The 14,651-nt window shown below is 47.2% G+C and carries 17 protein-coding genes; 11 read left to right on the forward strand and 6 right to left on the reverse strand.

The features are described from left to right. Nucleotides 1-3: 3 nt before the first annotated feature. Entirely contained in the window at nucleotides 4-1,005 is a 1,002-nt protein-coding gene (locus LBPC_RS00685) for a D-2-hydroxyisocaproate dehydrogenase (RefSeq protein ID WP_003662115.1), read from the forward strand. 82 nt (nucleotides 1,006-1,087) lie between these two features. On the opposite strand, the gene LBPC_RS00690 is transcribed toward LBPC_RS00685, so the two are convergent. Both LBPC_RS00690 and LBPC_RS00695 read right to left on the reverse strand, forming a co-directional pair. Then, nucleotides 1,088-1,384: a hypothetical protein gene (locus LBPC_RS00690; RefSeq protein ID WP_003592707.1), complete on the reverse strand. Its 297-nt coding sequence runs from the start codon at nucleotides 1,382-1,384 to the stop codon at nucleotides 1,088-1,090. Nucleotides 1,385-1,545: 161 nt separating this feature from the next. Then, nucleotides 1,546-2,052 (reverse strand): MarR family winged helix-turn-helix transcriptional regulator, encoded by a 507-nt coding sequence (locus LBPC_RS00695; RefSeq protein WP_003662113.1) that lies wholly within the window; start codon nucleotides 2,050-2,052, stop codon nucleotides 1,546-1,548. A 110-nt stretch (nucleotides 2,053-2,162) separates the two neighbouring features. Between LBPC_RS00695 and LBPC_RS00700 the strand changes: the two genes are divergently transcribed. Then, entirely contained in the window at nucleotides 2,163-3,095 is a 933-nt protein-coding gene (locus LBPC_RS00700) for a quinone oxidoreductase family protein (RefSeq protein ID WP_003662112.1), read from the forward strand. A 124-nt stretch (nucleotides 3,096-3,219) separates the two neighbouring features. Here the strand turns inward: LBPC_RS00700 and LBPC_RS00705 are convergent, their stop codons facing one another. Continuing rightward, nucleotides 3,220-3,582 carry a DUF1304 domain-containing protein gene (locus tag LBPC_RS00705; RefSeq protein ID WP_012490818.1) on the reverse strand — a complete coding sequence of 121 codons (363 nt, stop codon included), beginning with the start codon at nucleotides 3,580-3,582 and terminating at the stop codon, nucleotides 3,220-3,222. Nucleotides 3,583-3,655: 73 nt separating this feature from the next. Then, the gene (locus LBPC_RS00710; RefSeq protein WP_016365840.1) at nucleotides 3,656-4,006 is read right to left on the reverse strand and encodes a YisL family protein; all 351 of its coding nucleotides are present in this window, start codon (nucleotides 4,004-4,006) and stop codon (nucleotides 3,656-3,658) included. Between the two features lie 194 nt (nucleotides 4,007-4,200). On the opposite strand from LBPC_RS00710, the gene LBPC_RS00715 reads away from it, so the two are divergent. Together LBPC_RS00715 and LBPC_RS00720 are read left to right on the forward strand one after the other, a co-directional pair. Beyond that, complete coding sequence (locus LBPC_RS00715; protein ID WP_003562776.1) at nucleotides 4,201-5,658, forward strand: NCS2 family permease; 1,458 nt, start codon at nucleotides 4,201-4,203, stop codon at nucleotides 5,656-5,658. 140 nt (nucleotides 5,659-5,798) lie between these two features. After that, a complete protein-coding gene (locus tag LBPC_RS00720) occupies nucleotides 5,799-6,122 on the forward strand; it encodes a DsrE family protein (RefSeq protein WP_003662109.1) in 324 nt (107 codons plus the stop codon). A gap of 71 nt (nucleotides 6,123-6,193) precedes the next feature. Here LBPC_RS00720 and LBPC_RS00725 read toward each other — a convergent pair whose 3' ends face one another. Beyond that, nucleotides 6,194-7,168, reverse strand: coding sequence for a ring-cleaving dioxygenase (locus LBPC_RS00725; RefSeq protein WP_016376777.1), 975 nt, complete (start codon nucleotides 7,166-7,168; stop codon nucleotides 6,194-6,196). 192 nt (nucleotides 7,169-7,360) lie between these two features. On the opposite strand from LBPC_RS00725, the gene LBPC_RS00730 reads away from it, so the two are divergent. Further along, the gene (locus LBPC_RS00730; RefSeq protein ID WP_003662107.1) at nucleotides 7,361-7,657 is read left to right on the forward strand and encodes a hypothetical protein; all 297 of its coding nucleotides are present in this window, start codon (nucleotides 7,361-7,363) and stop codon (nucleotides 7,655-7,657) included. A 254-nt stretch (nucleotides 7,658-7,911) separates the two neighbouring features. Here the strand turns inward: LBPC_RS00730 and LBPC_RS00735 are convergent, their stop codons facing one another. Next, nucleotides 7,912-8,487: a GNAT family N-acetyltransferase gene (locus LBPC_RS00735; protein ID WP_003662106.1), complete on the reverse strand. Its 576-nt coding sequence runs from the start codon at nucleotides 8,485-8,487 to the stop codon at nucleotides 7,912-7,914. A gap of 343 nt (nucleotides 8,488-8,830) precedes the next feature. On the opposite strand from LBPC_RS00735, the gene LBPC_RS00740 reads away from it, so the two are divergent. From LBPC_RS00740 to LBPC_RS00765, 6 genes are all read left to right on the forward strand, one after another. Beyond that, on the forward strand, nucleotides 8,831-10,885 hold the full coding sequence (locus LBPC_RS00740) for a WxL domain-containing protein (protein WP_003662105.1): 2,055 nt from the start codon (nucleotides 8,831-8,833) through the stop codon (nucleotides 10,883-10,885). Nucleotides 10,886-10,900: 15 nt separating this feature from the next. After that, a complete protein-coding gene (locus LBPC_RS00745; protein WP_003662104.1) occupies nucleotides 10,901-11,260 on the forward strand; it encodes a hypothetical protein in 360 nt (119 codons plus the stop codon). A 3-nt stretch (nucleotides 11,261-11,263) separates the two neighbouring features. Beyond that, entirely contained in the window at nucleotides 11,264-12,037 is a 774-nt protein-coding gene (locus LBPC_RS00750; RefSeq protein ID WP_003577370.1) for a WxL domain-containing protein, read from the forward strand. 151 nt (nucleotides 12,038-12,188) lie between these two features. Next, a complete protein-coding gene (locus LBPC_RS00755; protein WP_003568704.1) occupies nucleotides 12,189-12,932 on the forward strand; it encodes a WxL domain-containing protein in 744 nt (247 codons plus the stop codon). Nucleotides 12,933-13,056: 124 nt separating this feature from the next. Further along, nucleotides 13,057-14,136, forward strand: a complete 1,080-nt coding sequence (locus tag LBPC_RS00760; RefSeq protein WP_003662101.1) for a WxLIP family cell surface protein — start codon at nucleotides 13,057-13,059, stop codon at nucleotides 14,134-14,136. 224 nt (nucleotides 14,137-14,360) lie between these two features. After that, nucleotides 14,361-14,594 carry a hypothetical protein gene (locus tag LBPC_RS00765; protein WP_003562813.1) on the forward strand — a complete coding sequence of 78 codons (234 nt, stop codon included), beginning with the start codon at nucleotides 14,361-14,363 and terminating at the stop codon, nucleotides 14,592-14,594. Nucleotides 14,595-14,651 lie beyond the last annotated feature (57 nt).

Raw genomic sequence — 14,651 nt, forward strand, 5'->3', positions numbered from 1 at the left:
CACATGAAGATTATTGCTTACGGTGCACGCGTTGACGAGATTCAATATTTCAAGCAATGGGCCAAGGATACAGGCAACACACTTGAATACCATACAGAATTTCTCGATGAAAACACCGTTGAATGGGCTAAAGGGTTTGATGGCATCAATTCATTGCAGACAACGCCATATGCAGCCGGCGTTTTTGAAAAAATGCACGCGTATGGTATCAAGTTCTTGACGATTCGGAATGTGGGTACGGATAACATTGATATGACTGCCATGAAGCAATACGGCATTCGTTTGAGCAATGTACCGGCTTATTCGCCAGCAGCGATTGCTGAATTTGCTTTGACCGATACTTTGTACTTGCTACGTAATATGGGTAAAGTACAGGCGCAACTACAGGCGGGCGATTATGAAAAAGCGGGCACCTTCATCGGTAATGAACTCGGTCAGCAAACCGTTGGCGTGATGGGCACCGGTCATATTGGGCAGGTTGCTATCAAACTGTTCAAAGGGTTTGGCGCCAAAGTGATTGCTTACGATCCTTATCCAATGAAGGGCGATCACCCAGATTTTGACTATGTCAGCCTTGAAGACCTCTTTAAGCAAAGTGATATCATTGATCTTCATGTTCCTGGGATTGAACAAAATACCCACATTATCAATGAAGCGGCATTTGATTTGATGAAACCGGGTGCGATTGTGATCAACACGGCTCGGCCAAATCTGATTGACACGCAAGCCATGCTCAGCAATCTTAAGTCTGGCAAGTTGGCCGGTGTCGGGATTGACACCTATGAATACGAAACCGAGGACTTGCTGAATCTCGCCAAGCACGGTAGCTTCAAGGATCCGTTGTGGGATGAGCTGTTGGGGATGCCAAATGTTGTCCTCAGCCCGCACATTGCCTACTACACCGAGACGGCTGTGCATAATATGGTTTACTTCTCACTACAACATCTCGTTGATTTCTTGACCAAAGGCGAAACCAGCACGGAAGTTACTGGTCCAGCAAAGTAGTCAACTGAATAGCAAAACGTGCCCTGCCTATTGACGAATACGTTAATGGCAGAGCACGTTTTTTAATATTGGGATTGATTGCTTAAAAAATCGAATTGCCACGAATTGCCATGATATAAACGAACAAGGCCGCTCCGTTGACGAACAAGGAGACGGCAATGATTGAAAAGCGAACGGTGTACGGTCTGGCACCGATGTCAGGATCATAAAAGCGAGAACGGCGTTTGCCACGGTAAGAGAAGAAAAAGCCTACCAAGATAACGACAATGACGCCTTCAACAATCGTGAGCAACCAGAAGATAGGCTGCGTTGCACTGGCAGTGACAAGAAAGTAGCCGCCAAGAGCGATAAGATCGAGCAGGATCGAAATGAGAACCATCGTAAATGCCTCCTTTGAAGTGAGCGCGAGCCAGCGCGGGTGGAACCGAAGTGTAAGTGGCCTTGGGCGTGATGACCGTTCTTTGGTCATTGCGCCCAAGGTCCTTACACGCAGGTTTCAGCGCTGGCGAGGGCGTTATGACGAGCATATCGTGAGTGAGATTATGACTGGGGCTGTAAAGGCTGATCAGTCAGTTTTGTGAGTACCTGAATGGTGGTTTGAACGTCTTGGGAATCAAGGGTATCAAGCACAGCGGCAAGTTGAGCATTTGTGTGATGATGCATTTGCTGATGTAAAGCAGCGACTTGTTGACCAAGCGGAGTTAGTGCAACAATGTAGGCCTTGCGATTGTCGGGCAAGGATAATTTTGTCAGCAAGTTTAATTGAACAAGGCGAGCAACATAGCGTGAGACTAGGCCTTGTGAGAACGGAACAGCAGCGGTTAAATCCTGATTGCGCAGTTGTTTGCAACTGCTTTGATCCAGCGTTGTGAGTAACGTCAATTGGGCATGATTAAACCGAACTGTTTGCATTTGCCGGCGAGTTTCAGAGGGTAAAGTTGCCAGCCAACGATCAAAAAGCACTTGCCACGCTTGCTCATCAGCAGCTCGAGTATGGGCATTGAGCAAGCGAATGGCTTGTTGTAATTGGGTGAAATCAGAAGCCATAGGTATCTCCTTTTTAAATTACAAGTAATATATTTTGACAACAGAAGATCTTGGAGTTACACTCTAGAATATATTACATGTAATTAAATTTCAAGAAACTAGGTGGTCCTTTGAAAGCAGCAATTGTAACTCATTTAGACCAAGCCCCCATTTATGGGGATTTTCCAGCACCGAAGCCAGCGCCTAAGCAGGTATTGATCACAGTTTTGGCTAGCAGTGTCAATCAACGCGTTCGCTCGCAGGCGGATGGGTCCCATTATACCAAAACCCCTGAGCTCCCATTTATTCCCGGACTCGATGGCGTTGGTCGCACCAGTGATGGGCAACTGGTTTATTTTCTAACACGCGATCCAAAATTCGGCGCTTTAGCTGAGCAAACAGTGACGCAGCAACAGCTAATGTTTCCACTGCCGGAAGATGCTGATCCTGCGCAAATTGCCGCGAGTGTGAATCCGGCAATGGCAGGCTGGATGGCCTTGCGCGTCAAAGCTGGGCAGGTTGTTGGCAAGCGGGTTCTTGTTCTGGGTGCAACGGGGGCGGCCGGAACTGCCGCTGTTCAAATTGCTAAAACAATGGGCGCTGCACATGTGGCGGGGGTTGGTCGAAATCCTGACAAGTTGGCGGCCTTAAGCGATCTTGGTGCTGATACGACAGTGCAGCTTGGTGACACTGCTGCCTTGGCGGCTTTACCGCCAGCCGACATTGTGCTTGATTTTCTATGGGGCGCACCCAGCGCAACCGTGATGATGACACTGCTAAAAGCGCGGCGTGATCATGCTGCCAAGTTGATTTGGATTGAGATTGGTGGTGCCGCTGGGCCAACATTGTCCTTGCCGGCCGCTGCTTTGCGAAGTACCGGATTAACGTTGGTCGGCAGTGGCCAAGGCAGTCTGACATTGGCTGACTATCAACGGGAATTGCCCGCTTTGTTCACGGCCTTAGCCGCTGGAAAATTTGTGACACCAACAACGGTCCTATCACTCAGTCAGGTGCATGATCACTGGCAAGATCGCGGTGCGGCTCGACTCGTGTTCCAACCTTAGCCCATGCAAAAGGCGTTCTCGTTTGTGAGAACGCCTTTTGTCATGATCGTGGTTTTCATGATGCCGAAAAACGCATTAAGTGAAGCGTTCAGGATGCACATTGCACAGTGACTTAACGAATCAGTTAAAAGAATAAGGTCAGGCAGGCAAGGGCACCGGGAATTGCTTGCACAAAGTAGATTTTTTTGCTAACGGTCGCGCCGCCGTATAGACCCACGACGGTGACAAAGCCGGTTAACAGCCGCAAGGTAATCAATTGATCAATGCCGTGCAGCAGTATTAGGCTGAGCAACATGACAACAGCGAGAGCACCGTTATAGATGCCTTGATTTTTCAATGCAATTTGAGCATTGGGTTGTTTAACAAAATCAAGCGGCATGCTGAAGTTTTCGGCCTGACTTTCTGGTTTGCCGAACATTTCCAAGGCCATGATCGTCAAATGCAATAAACCGAGCAAGCCGACAAGTAAGGTGCTGATAAGTGACACGATGTCACCTCCGTTTCTTTCTAAACGAGATTGGTTCCCAATTTTTCTAAACTTGCCTGAGAGCGCTCTATGTTTATAGGAACGGTCGGAATTGGGCTAAGGCAAATCCGGCGACTGTCACCAATACTAACGCTGCAAGGGTGCTCCACACAATCGGTTTGCTCAGGCGATGGTCCTTTTTGCCAGCGAAGGCGATCTCGATTAAGCCGATGAGGCCAATTGCGATTAGAATTTTAACTACCGTCAACAACGGATTGCGCGCAAAAGCAAAGCGTATCAAGACAATGCCGCTCACAATGGAAACAAGATAACAAACGCGGGTGATCATCGTCCATAACATAAACTGGCGAGTCTTGCTAAAAAGAGCGATCCCCGCTGCAATGATTAGAACTGCCCATGAAACAAGATGCATCCAGAGCCACATAAAAATGACCTTCTTTCTGTAAACGAATGTTGTAGTCTCATCATACCGCTTTCCGAAAAGCCTGACGAGCGTGTTTAAAATTAGGGAAAACACGAACATTAATCATAAAAAAAAGAAAAATAAACGTATTTTCTATTGCAACTGTCGTCAGTCTCGGGTACACTTTTCCTATTCACAGTTTAGGGGAGCGTGTCATGGAAAACTTTTTTCATTTGAAAGACAATAAGACCACGCCAATGACCGAGGTCATGGCAGGTCTAACCACATTTTTTGCAATGTCATATATTTTATTCGTTAATCCCCAAGTCCTATCACAGACGGGGATGCCGGCACAGGCCGTTTTCTTGGCAACGATCATTGCCAGTGCGGTTGGAACGCTGGTCATGGGTCTTTTCGCTAATGTGCCGTACGCGTTGGCACCAGGCATGGGACTCAATGCTTTCTTCACTTATACGGTTGTTTTCGCGCTGGGATTCAGTTGGCAAGAAGCCTTGGCGCTGGTCTTCATTTGTGGCGTGATCAACATTTTAATCACTGTCACCAAAATTCGGAAATTAATCATTGTCGCGATTCCAGAAACCATTCAGCATGCGATTGGCGGTGGGATCGGGGTCTTCGTGGCTTACATTGGGATCAAGAACGCCGGCTTCTTACAATTTACTTCTGAAGCTTCCAGCATTAACACCATCAACGGCCAACCGTTGAAGGCGGGCGCACTGACGCTCAAACATGGGGTTGAATCGGTTGTTTCCAACGGTGGCATTGTGCCGGCACTGGTTAACTTCACCCAAGCAGGCGCTTTGCTGGCCCTGATTGGTTTGATCATCATGGTTATTCTGAACGTCAAAAAAGTTCCCGGCGCAATTCTGATCGGGATTCTGCTGACGACCATCATTGGGATTCCAATGGGCGTGACCAACTTGCATCTGAGCGCTGCAAATTCCTTTAGCAGCACTTTTGCATCATTGCAGACAACCTTTGGCGCCGCTTTTTCCGCTAAGGGGATGGGATCGTTATTTACCAGCCCAGACAAAATTGCCCTGTCAATCATGACCATTTTTGCTTTCAGTTTCTCCGACATTTTCGACACATTGGGAACCTTCATCGGCACAGGCCGGCGCACCGGGATTTTCTCGGATGCTGACGAACGTGCTCTGGAACAAGGTTCAGGCTTCTCGTCTAAAATGGATCGCGCCCTGTTTGCAGATTCAATTGCGACAGGTGTTGGCTCCATCTTCGGTACCAGTAACGTCACGACCTATGTTGAAAGTGCTGCCGGCATCGGTGCTGGTGGCCGAACTGGGCTGACTTCGGTTGTCGTTGCCGGCATGTTCCTGCTCAGCTCAGTCTTTGCGCCATTCATCGCCATTGTACCGACCCAAGCTTTGGCACCTGCCTTGATCTTGGTCGGGATCATGATGATGAGCACCTTCAAGGAAATCGAATGGGAAGATCTTTCCCAAGCCGTTCCGGCCTTCATGGCATCCATCGTCATGGGCTTTGTCTACAACATCTCATACGGGATCGCGGCAGGCTTCATTTTCTATTGCCTGATCAAGCTGATCACCGGCAAGGTTAAGGAAATCCACCCAGTTTTGGCAATTGTCACAATCGGGTTCATTCTGAACTTCGTGATTCTGGCATCGCTGTAACACACAACTAACGGCTGTCTTTTAAAAGAAGCTGAAACAGACACTGCCACTGCGCTGTAACCAAACGCGCAGGGCGGCAATCTGTTTCAGCTTCTTTTTGATGGGCGACTCGTGGTATCCTCAAGCTGAGGTGAGACAAGATGACACTAAAAACAATTTGTCATTTAGATACAACTGAACGCTGGTCACACCTGGCGTCCAATCTCGACAACTATCTGGCGGCGGAGCCAGATGCAGACATCGAAGTGCTGGTGAATGGTGATGGCATCACCGTCTTTTTTGACCAAAAGGTAGCCGCCTTCATCGCTGCGCATCCTCAGGTTCACTTTTTTGCCTGCCACAATTCCCTACAGCAACGTCACTTGGACGAAACAAAATTACCGGCTGGCGTACCAGTGGTGCCGGTCGGGGTTGTTAAACTGGCACAAGCTGAGGCGGCTGGGTATGGGTACATAAAGCCTTAAAAATAGACCTGCTCATTTTGAGCCTGCCTTATTATATTGACGAGGTCATGTCATAGAGGAGAAGGTGTTAATTATGCCTTTCCCGCCGTCTGCGGTTCCGTGTTAAATGGCACCAAATTCCGTTCGATTGCCTCGCGCTGATCTTCCAAGAATGGTGGTAATTCGAGGTGAACACCGGCTTCTTCGTAGGTTTCATCTAGTAGGAAGCCTGGACCATCTGTCGCAATTTCAAACAGAATGTCTGGAATTGGTCGGAAGTATTCGGAGGCGAAGTAGAAGCGATCAACGAAGCCTGATGAGTTTAAACCAGCAGCACCGATTTTTTCGATCCAGTGCTGGAGGCTGTCGCGATCATCGGTGCGGAAAGCAAGGTGATGAACGCCGCCGAAACCTTGATAAGCGGCCGGAATCAGACGTTGATAGTCGATAATGACTTGCGCACCGTGGCCGCCGTCATTGAGTTCAAGCAAGGTATATTGACCGTCTTTGGCGATTTGCTTGAAGCCAAGCAGATCGGTCATAACACCGACCAGTTCGTCGTAGTGGTCGGTGGTGATGTACGCTGGGCCAAGGCCGCCGATCGCAAATTGCGAGTCAACGGTTGAATGGCGCCAAGGCGTGCCTGCTGGAACACCATGGTTATGCTCGTCACTGATGAGTTGATACTGTTGACCGTCAAAATCATGGAAGCGGAGGATCTTCGCGCCGAATAAGTCATCAATCGCATCGTGATGCACCCGATACGTATCAAAGCGATTGATCCAATAGGTCAGTGCGGCATCAGACGGAACGCGGAAGCTGGTACGCGCGATCTCATTATTACCATGCTGAGCTTTTTGAATCCCCGGAAAGTCGAAAAAGGTGATGTCTGTCCCAGCAGTGCCCATATCATCGGTGAAATACAGGTGATAGGTTCGCACATCGTCCTGATTGACAGTTTTCTTGATAAGATGCAGGCCCAAAATACCGCTCATAAAATGAAAAATCCTTAATGAACTTGAGGTGATGGCGGTCAAGTGATGCAATCCAGTGAGTTGATTAGCCATGGTCAGCGCTCCTTTTACTTACATTTAGTAAGTAAAAGGTACCACGTCTCTTGTGAAAAGACAAGGGTTGCGTTTTCGTTAAAGTGCTTAAGGTCTTTTCAAAATTCTTGGCTCTGAGGCTAATGGTCCTGGCAGGCGTGGTATGCTCTCGACATTGAAGACTTGTCAGACCAAAAGGAGCGCGTGCCAGCGATGTTTAATTTCTTGGATAATCCTGCAGAGTATAAACGATTGATGAAGATGGAGATTTTGGTAGCCGTCATGGCAATTGTGGCTAGTGTGGTCATGTTTCGATTGAGTGTCATGACTGGTGCTTTGTTCGCGGCCATTGCCGGGGCTTTCTTCATCATGGATGCGATTGTTGAAGCCTTGCGATTACTTGGTGCGTCACATGGTTTTAGCCGCTTGATAGGTACCTTAATTGCGATTCCGGCCTTGGCGGGGTATTTGCTCGTGATGATGACCTTGTTTCCGGCGCCAATGGTCTAACGATAGGCGCGTGCCAAGACTGGGTGTCAGTCGGCAGCCAAGTATGTTGAGCAAATGAGCATTAAAACAACGAAAAAGATCTTTGTACGGACGCGTGTGGCGTTCTGTACAAAGATCTTTTTTTGAGCGCGAGCAGGCGTGTTTGGAAGTCGGAACATAGGGGACTTGAAGCCAAATGACCCAGGCTTGGTCAATTAGCTTCAAGGACATCACCTGTAGGTTTCTGCAATGGCGAGCGCGTTATGGTGCGTTGATTAAAAATGAAAGGCGTCATTATCGGCAACAGCATCAGCCGTCAATTCAAAGCGCGCCAGTGGAACTTTGGTGCCATCCGGTAAAGTGCGGTCATGGTGATAATCACCGACCTTTGTGAAGACGTTGGCAGCTAACAATTTCGCTGCTCGTTCATTGGTGGCTGGCAAGATGACATAAACCCGTTTGAGACCTAATTCAAAGAAGGCAAAGCCAAGCATCCGTTTGAGGACTTCACTCATAACGCCTTCACCTTGACGCTCGGCCAAGGTTTCGAAGCGTACTTGGGCAACGGTTTTCTTTTCACTGAAGTTCCAAATACAGAAACTGCCAAGAAAATCACCATTGGCACGATCCTTGATCCCGTATAACAAGGCGTTGTTACTCATGACGAGGCGCATGGAACGATTGATGTAGCGGGCCGTGTCGGTGATTTTTTGATCGAATTCACGGCCTGATTCTGCGGCAATTTGCCGATCGGCGCGCAACTGGAAAATATCCTTGATTTTAAATGTCGTCAACCAGTCCATGGTGTAATGCACGGACATGATTGGATGGTACTTCTCAAAACTTTGCATGTTATAGCCTCCGTGATGGTGATGACGTTAGCTTACCATAGATTGCGCAACATGCGTGTTTTGAGCCTAATGGCGAACAATCCGTTGACGCTGCGATTATTAAAAAACGCTGATTTCATTTTTGAGATATCAGACCATCTGTCAAGACACGATGCCCTTAGTGGTTATTGATGGTCATTTGAGAAGTGGCCAAAAAGTGATTGTGTGAGGATTTACACAAATCATTTTTTATTTTTTCATGATTCAAATAAAAAGAAAAAATGACAGAATATAGAACTCACTTATATAATCAATAACATTGAGAAGGGGGAGTGATACGAATGAAGCAGCTTTTTTTTGGCTTTTGTCTGGGTTGATGTTGTTACAGCCGCTTGTCTCAAGTGCGAGCACGCAACTTGCTAAATCGCTCATGCCAAGCGAGTCTTCAACCTCAGCGACTGACAGTTTAGTGTCTGGCGCTGAAAGTATCCTTGATTCAAGTAAGACGTCTCAGCCTAGTACCAGTCAGCAGAATATGACACAGGCGACCGCATCAAGTGCCAAAGCATCTGCCAGTGTCGAAAAACCGACGCAAGCCAAAGAATCATCGGCAAGTTCTTCAAAAGAAGCTGCTGCATCTGCTAGTGTCGCAGTATCGGCGGCCAAACCAGAACCGCCAACTGCGGCCAGATCAAAAAGATCAATTGAAGATAGTCGGTTGCGATCTGGTGCAGCGCCAGTGTTTGATCAAGATCATCCATGCCCGGTGAAAACAACCGCCGAGTTAAAAGAAGCGATTGAGAAAGGGATTCCTTATGTGCGATTAACGGCCGACATCAATATTGGCCGCGAAGCGATTCCCGTGAAAAACTCAATCACGATCGATGGTGATCACAAGTACACGTACATGTACAACAGTGGCGAAAGCTGGCATCGCGGCATCTACTTTAACGCCAGTAACATTAGCATCACGTTTAAGAACTTGAAAATCGGTGATCGTAATGTCGCTGAATCAGCCAATAACTACTATGGGATCGCACCAGCCGACAATCACACTGAAAACAGCAAGATCATCGTTGAAAATGTTGATTACTATTCTGATCGCGGAGCTCAACCATTCCATATCCGCAAGCCAAGCAACCAGATCGTTTTCAAAGGTAAGAATACATTTTATACGATGAAAAAAGGCGCGTTAGTTCAGGAATTTGCTGAAGCAACGAATTACCTTTTTGAAGAAGATTCAGATACCACGATTGAAATGGCAGACAATCCGCTGCTCGGAACATTCTGGGCATCAGCCGGATCGCTGAACTTGGAATTGAAAAAGCGCGCTCGTCTGAAAGTTGTGAGCAGTAATGCTCTGGTTTACACCGATCTGCTCGCTCATCACAACAATCGCATCACAATTGGTGAAGATGCCGTTCTGGATGCTTACCTGACGGACAAAAATGACGGTGCTTTCATGTATCATCATGACGATTTAGTGGTAGATGTCCAAAAGAATGGGCAGTTGTTGATCCAAACAACCAAAGCCACGCCATTTACGAAAGCATCAAGCATCAATCTTGGACCCGGCGCCAAGGCGGACTTAAAAAACCTTCGCGGTGATTTCTTCCACTCAGGAGATGGCACGATCAAGATTGACAATGCCGACGAGTTATCGTTCGGGTCTGGTGATCACGGTACTAAAAGTCCCACTGGTTTAACGGCAGGAAAGTCCGCGAATCTGATTTTCGCCCCGTTCAGTGCCGAGACAAAAGGTTATGACATTTATGCCGATAATCAGTTGTTAGAAACCCAATCAGATGATTCCGATTGGCAACTGAATGGCAAGAAAGTTGAACGTACGCCAACCAAGTTAGACAAATCGGCGGCGAATCGCATTCAAAAGAGCACAGCCTTGAGGTTTACCCGCAATGGCTCACCATTTAAAGCAACGTCTCCAGATGTGAAGCCGCCGGATCAACCGAAGCCAGATGAGAAAGACAAACAGTCGGGCGCATTAAAACTGGTGGAAGTGCCTGACTTTGATTTTGGCACCTTGCTCATTAGCGGTGAGACTCAGGTTGTGCGACCGCAGATTCGTGGGAAATTGTTAATTGAGGACAGTCGAAAGATTGCCAAAAAGCAGTCTCGGCTATCGATGAAAGTGATTCAACCATTCAAAAATGGTGAGATCGATGTGATTGGCAACATGAGTTATATCAGTCAAACAGGGCAGGAACAGGTTCTGTCTGACCAGAGCATCTTAGTTGAAGAAACAGCTGATGTTGATCAACGCGATGTCAGCAGTGAGTGGAATCAAACGATTGACAGCAGTGCCCGTGGGTTTAAGTTGACGATTCCAGTTGAGAAACAAAAACTGGGCACTTTCTCGGGAAAAGTAGAATGGTCGCTACAAGATGTGCCGGCTAATTAAGGAGGACAGAATGAAATGAAAAAAATGATTTTACTGACTGTCCTCTTATTGGGCTTCGCCTGCAACCCGTTTTCACAGGTTGATGCAGCCGAAGCAGGAGATGGCTATACCTCAGGCGCTGAAGTTGGCTTTTACGAATCACCGTCATCCGCTAGTACTGACAGTCAGGCTAAAAAAGCAGGGACAGGGCAAACTGATGACGCGAAAGACAGGCCTGATGCGCAAACAACGAATGCAGATCAATTTGGCTTCATGCCACGGCTTGGTACAACGCAAGCTTGGCTTTGCAGCATGGCCGGCTTGTTGACGATACTCATTATCACATTGCTTTTGATTCTCAAACGAAATGGAAAAGACAAGGAAGAGGAAAATTAAAAAATGAAAAAAAGTTACCTAGTGGCATCACTGGCAGGGTTAACCCTGATTGGTCTCAGCAGCATGCCAGTCTCAATGGTTGGGGCAACGACTGAAGTTGTATCAGACGGTCAGGTGATGTTTAAAACCGATGTCACCCGGACACCAGCAAAGAATCCGCTTGATCCAGGCGACACCAAGCCAGGTAAGCCGACTAATCCGACCAACCCAACTGGCACGGCAACCAATGGTACCACCGGACCACTATCCTTGGACTATGCTTCCAGTTTTACTTTTGGCGAAGCAATGATTAGCGCAGATGATGCTAAGTACTATGCGAAGCCGCAAGTTTTCTCACAGGATGACGGCAAGACCGTGGATCGTCCTAACTTTGTTCAGGTGACCGACAAGCGAGGGACGTTTGAAGGTTGGACATTGAAAGTGAAGCAAGAGAAACAATTTTCAGTTAAAGATGATGACACTAAGGAATTAACCGGTGCTCAGTTGAAGTTCTTGAATGGAAATGTGACATCAACAATTGATCAGCAGTATGCGCCGACTGGTCAAAAGGAAATCACGCTTGTGCCTGGCAGTGCTGAGGTCGCACCGCTTGCGGCTGCTAAAGATCAGGGCATGGGCACTTGGATTTATCGATTCGGGGATGAACAGACGATGGCCAAGTCAATTGAGTTGGCGGTGCCTGGAACTTCGCCGAAGATGGCCAAGGAATATGTCACCGAATTGACCTGGACGTTAGAATCAACGCCAACCAACACAACACCGTCACCAAAAAGTTAAAGATCAACGTGGAACAGTGATTCGGGGGAACTTAGCACCAAAGCAGCAAACCAACAAAGATCATTAGTTTCGCATAGCGTCATCACTGACAACAAAGATTGCTGGCACCTGACAAAGATGCACGATGAAAACTAAAAAATGGAGTGTTATGATGAAAAAATTTGTTTTATTAGCAGCCGCTGCAGCCATGGGTACCATGGCCGTCAATGCCACGACCGTACTCGCTGCCCAAACTAATGGTGGTGTGTACAGCACGAACGGTTCAATCGAATTTAAGCCAACAGAAAAAGTGACAAAACCAGTCGATCCGCTTGATCCAACTAAAACGGCCACCCCAATTGATGCGGAGGATCCGAAGAAGGTTGTTCAACCAGGGACACAAGGCCCATTGTCGATTGATTTTGCTTCCAGCTTCAATTTTGGCAAGCAAGAAATCACTTCTGAAACCAAGACTTACTTTGCAGCAGCACAAAAATATCAAGATGCTGCAGGTACGGAAAAAGTGGGACCCAACTTTGTTCAGGTCACCGATAATCGCGGCACCGAAGCCGGTTGGAAATTAGTTGTGAAGCAAAATGACCAACTCACGTCCGTTAGCGGGAAAGAATTAACTGGTGCACAAATTCGGCTTAAGAATGGGCATGTGGTCACCGCCTCCACCGCAGCACACCCTGATGGTACAGCCGAGATGACCTTGGTCCCAGGCGCAGAGCAAACGGTGATGAACGCTAAAACTGGGTCAGGTACTGGCACGCACCTATTGAACTGGGGCAAAGATGCCGATGATGCGGCACGCAGCGTTGAATTGACCGTCCCGGGCGCCACGACGAAATACGCTGAAAAGTATGCGACAACATTCACCTGGACTTTAACGGATACACCAGATAACAAGTAAGCTCATGATTCTCCGAAAATGTTGGACGCAATTGGTTTCCGTTAGCGCACATACATTTTCTAGCATCTAGTTCCAACTTGAATAGACATGACCGATCACATCTTAAAAGACAAGGAGATCCTTTGTGAAAAAAACAATTTTCTGTATAGCAGCGTTTGTTGCCATGTTGATGACCCTTGCAGCCCATGTTTTTGCCTCAGAATTGAACTTTGCGGCCAAGGCCCAGATGCCGGACAATCAGGTCAATAAAGGTGTTAGCTATTTTGACATCAAAATGGATCAGGGTGCTAAGCAGGCCCTGCATGTTGACTTGCGAAATGATACAGAAAAAGAGGTGGCTGTGGATGTTGGCATTGCCAGTGCAACGACGAATATTAACGGCGTGGTTGAATACGGTCAAAATGCCATCAAGCCAGCGAAAAGCCTTGCCTTTAACATGAAGGATTATGTCAAAACGCCAGCTCAGGTCAAGATCCCCGCTAAAGGCAGAACGGTTTTAAATCTTGATGTGACCATGCCAAGCAAACCACTCCATGGCGTGATGGCAGGCGGCATTACCTTGAAGGAACATCAGCCAGGCGATCAAGCTGCAAAAGATGCAGGTAAAGGGGTTGCCATCAACAATCGCTTCTCCTACGTGATTGGCTTATTGATGCAACAAAGCACTGATCACGTAGCGGCTCATGTGAAATTGAATGATGTTAAGCCGAGTCAGATCAATTACCGCAATGTGATCTTGGCATCCATGGAAAACGACGCCGCGACGTTCGTCAACAAAGTGGCAGTTGATGCCAAAATTACGGCTAAAGGTTCGGATAAATCTGTCTATCAAGTGGCTAAAGAAGGCTTGCAAATGGCGCCGGACACGACCTTCGATTTTCCAATTGCGTTAGAAGGCAAGGCGCTTAAGCCAGGTACGTATGTTGCTCATCTTGAGGTGTATGGCAATCAGCAGGCAGATGGCGGGATGACTCGTAAAACAGCTGATGGCAAACAGCATTACCATGATCACTGGACGCTGACAAAGCAATTCACGATTACCGATAAAGTGGCCAAAAATCTGAATCAAAAAGATGTCTCGATTAAAAAGGATAATAGCTGGCAATTGTATGCACTCATTGTTGTTGTCGCTGTACTGATCATGATTGTGGCGCTTCTAATCGTCATTGTTTTCAAACGAAAGAAGAAGGAGCAAGCGTCCTGATCAAGGATGAATAAGAATAATGGTACAATATTCGTAAGTATTCAGTGATTAAATTAGTCGATAAAACTAATGGACAGGGCTGCGAATGAATCAATGGCAACATTGAGACGTTGGCGAATTGGAACAGTCATCTTGAAACGGTATCTTGTGTCGAACCTAGGTCCGCATGGGATGCACCAACATTGTCGTGACACTAGATTGACTAAGAAGGAATATGAGAATTCGTGAAGGACACTGAAGCGGAAGAAAAAGCAGCCCAACAAAATTTGCACATTTGGTTATCGGACATGTTTACTGCCGATGACCAAAGTGTGCGAATTTTTGATGTGGACAGGTACAAACAAAGTGGGAAAACAACGCAACAACAAGCATATTTGGCCAATATTGCTTACCGTTTTGCTGGGAAAACATTGCTGGCACGTACAGGTACGATCTCAAAAACAAGGTGGATTTTGTGAAATTACTTGAACTGATGGAAAAGAACGATCAAAAGAAACTTCCCCAGTTTACAATTC

The sequence above is a fragment of the Lacticaseibacillus paracasei subsp. paracasei genome, from assembly GCF_000829035.1.
In the GTDB taxonomy this organism is placed as follows: Bacteria; Bacillota; Bacilli; order Lactobacillales; family Lactobacillaceae; genus Lacticaseibacillus; species Lacticaseibacillus paracasei.

What these genes read in the sequence shown, in the direction of transcription:
- LBPC_RS00720 (WP_003662109.1), top strand. Translation starts at nt 5,799, where the DNA reads ATGACACTAAAAACAATTTGTCATTTAGATACAACTGAACGCTGGTCA.
- LBPC_RS00745 (WP_003662104.1), top strand. Translation starts at nt 10,901, where the DNA reads ATGAAAAAAATGATTTTACTGACTGTCCTCTTATTGGGCTTCGCCTGC.
- LBPC_RS00730 (WP_003662107.1), top strand. Translation starts at nt 7,361, where the DNA reads ATGTTTAATTTCTTGGATAATCCTGCAGAGTATAAACGATTGATGAAG.
- LBPC_RS00710 (WP_016365840.1), bottom strand. Translation starts at nt 4,006, where the DNA reads ATGTGGCTCTGGATGCATCTTGTTTCATGGGCAGTTCTAATCATTGCA.
- LBPC_RS00695 (WP_003662113.1), bottom strand. Translation starts at nt 2,052, where the DNA reads ATGGCTTCTGATTTCACCCAATTACAACAAGCCATTCGCTTGCTCAAT.
- LBPC_RS00755 (WP_003568704.1), top strand. Translation starts at nt 12,189, where the DNA reads ATGAAAAAATTTGTTTTATTAGCAGCCGCTGCAGCCATGGGTACCATG.
- LBPC_RS00685 (WP_003662115.1), top strand. Translation starts at nt 4, where the DNA reads ATGAAGATTATTGCTTACGGTGCACGCGTTGACGAGATTCAATATTTC.
- LBPC_RS00735 (WP_003662106.1), bottom strand. Translation starts at nt 8,487, where the DNA reads ATGCAAAGTTTTGAGAAGTACCATCCAATCATGTCCGTGCATTACACC.
- LBPC_RS00750 (WP_003577370.1), top strand. Translation starts at nt 11,264, where the DNA reads ATGAAAAAAAGTTACCTAGTGGCATCACTGGCAGGGTTAACCCTGATT.
- LBPC_RS00725 (WP_016376777.1), bottom strand. Translation starts at nt 7,168, where the DNA reads ATGGCTAATCAACTCACTGGATTGCATCACTTGACCGCCATCACCTCA.
- LBPC_RS00690 (WP_003592707.1), bottom strand. Translation starts at nt 1,384, where the DNA reads ATGGTTCTCATTTCGATCCTGCTCGATCTTATCGCTCTTGGCGGCTAC.
- LBPC_RS00715 (WP_003562776.1), top strand. Translation starts at nt 4,201, where the DNA reads ATGGAAAACTTTTTTCATTTGAAAGACAATAAGACCACGCCAATGACC.